The sequence below is a fragment of the Serratia sp. 506_PEND genome (genome assembly GCF_001076875.1).
Taxonomy (GTDB): domain Bacteria; phylum Pseudomonadota; class Gammaproteobacteria; order Enterobacterales; family Enterobacteriaceae; genus Serratia; species Serratia marcescens.
On record NZ_JVEL01000137.1, the window covers coordinates 1 to 2,528 of the forward strand.

At 63.5% G+C, this 2,528-nt stretch carries 3 protein-coding genes; 1 reads left to right on the top strand and 2 read right to left on the bottom strand.

What is annotated here, in order from left to right; all coding sequences use genetic code 11:
- A partial coding sequence (locus tag ADK28_RS03710; RefSeq protein WP_048794917.1) for a LysE family translocator occupies positions 1-367 on the bottom strand: 367 nt, incomplete at its 3' end.
- Positions 368-560: 193 nt separating this feature from the next.
- Between ADK28_RS03710 and ADK28_RS03715 the strand changes: the two genes are divergently transcribed.
- Positions 561-1,022 carry an Lrp/AsnC family transcriptional regulator gene (locus ADK28_RS03715; protein WP_004941672.1) on the top strand — a complete coding sequence of 154 codons (462 nt, stop codon included), beginning with the start codon at positions 561-563 and terminating at the stop codon, positions 1,020-1,022.
- Positions 1,023-1,056: 34 nt separating this feature from the next.
- Here ADK28_RS03715 and ADK28_RS03720 read toward each other — a convergent pair whose 3' ends face one another.
- Positions 1,057-2,265, bottom strand: coding sequence for an NAD(P)/FAD-dependent oxidoreductase (locus tag ADK28_RS03720; RefSeq protein ID WP_033639668.1), 1,209 nt, complete (start codon positions 2,263-2,265; stop codon positions 1,057-1,059).
- Positions 2,266-2,528: the final 263 nt, after the last annotated feature.

Here is a 2,528-nt window from a genome sequence, read left to right on the forward strand (position 1 = left end):
CCTTGGGGTTCAAGCCGCTGACGCACACGCCCTTGCCGGCCCAGCGCAGCCAGGAATCGGAACGCTGATCTTCACCGGCGCCGGGCACCGGCGGGTGCAGCAGCATGTTGAAACCGATCCACAACAGATAAGCCGCCCCCAGCAAGGTGAGCGCCGTCAGCGCCAGCGGGTTGCCGACCAGCAGCGCGCCGACGCCCGCCACCACGATCGCAATCATCAGCAGATGGCCAAACAGCAAGCCGGCGACGGCGGGCACCACCACCCGGCCGCGAATGCCCGCCGAGATCACATAGGCCCAATCCATACCTGGCGTGATCACCAACAAAATCGACACCGCCCAAAACGCGGCGAAAAGAGCGAGCGTCATGCCGGCGCCCTCTCAAACGCGCCGCGCCACACCGAACAGAGAACCATTGCGCTTTCCTCGTGGAAGAAGAACGGCCTCCGCCTGCCGCGGCGGCCGTAAAACCGTTCAACAGATGGCAAGAATATCCTCATGACGTTAAAATGTGCTTTCAATTACTTGCCTGAAATCGGCATAAACGGGGAAATTTTTCCAAATGGATAAGATTGATCGCAAGATTCTTGCTGAACTGCAGGCCGACGGCCGTTTGTCGGTGACCGAGCTGGCCGAGCGGATCGGTTTGAGCGTGTCCCCCTGCCACCGCCGGGTGCGGGCATTAGAGGAGTCCGGGGTGATCAGGGGTTACCGCGCCCAGCTCGATCCCGGCAGCCTGGGCTATAACTTTTCCGCCCTGGTGTTCGTCACCATGCGCGAAGGCGATCGCCGCGCCGTTGAAACCTTCGAAAACGCCATGGTGGACATTCCGCAGGTGGTGCAGGCACAACGGCTGTTTGGCGACCCCGACTATCTGTTGCACGTGATCGCTCGCGATCTGCCCGCCTTTCAGCAGCTTTATGACGAGAAACTCTCCGCCCTGCCGGGCGTGCAACGCCTGAGCTCCACGCTGGTGATGAAAACCGTGGTGCCGGAGCGTTCATTCCTGCCGTTGGGAAAATGACGACGGGAACGTTGCCGCTCCCGTTTTGACGACCTTAAGGCACAATCACGAAATCCGGATTGGCGATGGCGAACAGCGCCTCGCGATCCGCCGCCGGTGGATAAATCCACTGCGTGTTGATCTCCTGCTTAATCTTTTTGCCTGCCTGACGGGTAAAGCGCACCTGGCGCTCCCAGCCTTCGGTGTACAGCGCGCCCCAGGGGCCCAGATCCAGACAGGTCACATACTTCGGCTGGCTGTACGGGTGCGTCGGCAAGCCCGTCAGCTCCGCCGCCGCATTGTGGCCGGCCACGCGGCCAAGGCTCATCGCATGCTGGCAGGTCATCAGGTTGTGATTACCGAGATCGTCGGTCGCCGCCTTCACCGTATCGCCGGTCACGAAAATGCCCGCCGCCGCCGGCGCGCGCAGGAAGGCGTCGCCGATCACCCGGCCGCTGCCGTCGCGCTCGCCAGGGATCTGCTCGGTCAGCGGATGCGCCCGCACGCCCGCCGCCAGGATCACCGTGTTGGCGGCGATGCGCTCACCGTTCGACAGCATCACACCCTCAGCGTCGATGGCCGAGACGCGCAGGCCGGCCCGCGCTTCCACGCCGCACTCCGCCAACGCCTGGCGAATCACCGCCCCCGGCTCTGCCCCCATCCCCGCGCCCACTTCCGGCGCGCTATCGACGATCACCACGCGCACGTTCTCGTCTTTGCCCAGCGCATCCCGCAGCCGCTGCGGCATCTCCGCCGCGCTCTCCAGCCCGGTCAGCCCCGCGCCCACCACCACAGCGGTGTTGCGCGCCGGCGTCGAGGGTTTGGCCGCCAGCGCGTTGATATGGGCGCCCAAACGCTGCGCGCTTTCCAGCGTATCGACGTTGAAACCGTATTCGGCAAAGCCCGGCACCGCAGGCACGGACAGCCGGCTGCCGGTGGCCCACACCAAACGATCGTAGGCCAACTCCAGAAGTTCCCCCGTCGTCGGCGCCACCGTGAGCGTTTTAGCAGCGGCATCAATACGCTCTACAACCCCGGCCAGGTGCCGCACGCCGACGGCGGCGAGTTGCGCGGAAATGTCCGGGTTCATATTTTCCAACACGGCTTCATACAGGCGTGGCCGGATGGTGACCGTGGGCGTCGGTGAAACCATGATCACCTCGATCTCGTCATGCTTACCGGCGATGGCAATGGCGCGCATGGCGGACACGGCGGCCCAAAAACCGGCAAAACCGGAACCGGCAATCACTATTTTCTGCGTCATGGGATGACTCCTTCATACAGGGTTAACCGGGCGACAAGGCTGCCCGCAGTTTTTTCGGATGAACGATGCCGTTCCGCTCCCGTAACAGGGTGCAGAAGGCCCGCCCGCCCCTTCCGAAGAGGCGGGAAAAGTGTGTTTCGCTTTTTTAAGGAAAGGCGGTGATTAGGTTTTGGCCCGCGCCGTTTTGCCGCTGCGCGCGGTGCGTTCCGTCATGCGCTCGTCGAGCCAGAGGTTGACCTCGCCGAAAAAGCCCTGCGGCGCTT

Bases quoted from the DNA above. Each gene is read 5' to 3' on its own strand.
- ADK28_RS03715 (WP_004941672.1), top strand. From the start codon at position 561: ATGGATAAGATTGATCGCAAGATTCTTGCTGAACTGCAGGCCGACGGC.
- ADK28_RS03720 (WP_033639668.1), bottom strand. From the start codon at position 2,265: ATGACGCAGAAAATAGTGATTGCCGGTTCCGGTTTTGCCGGTTTTTGG.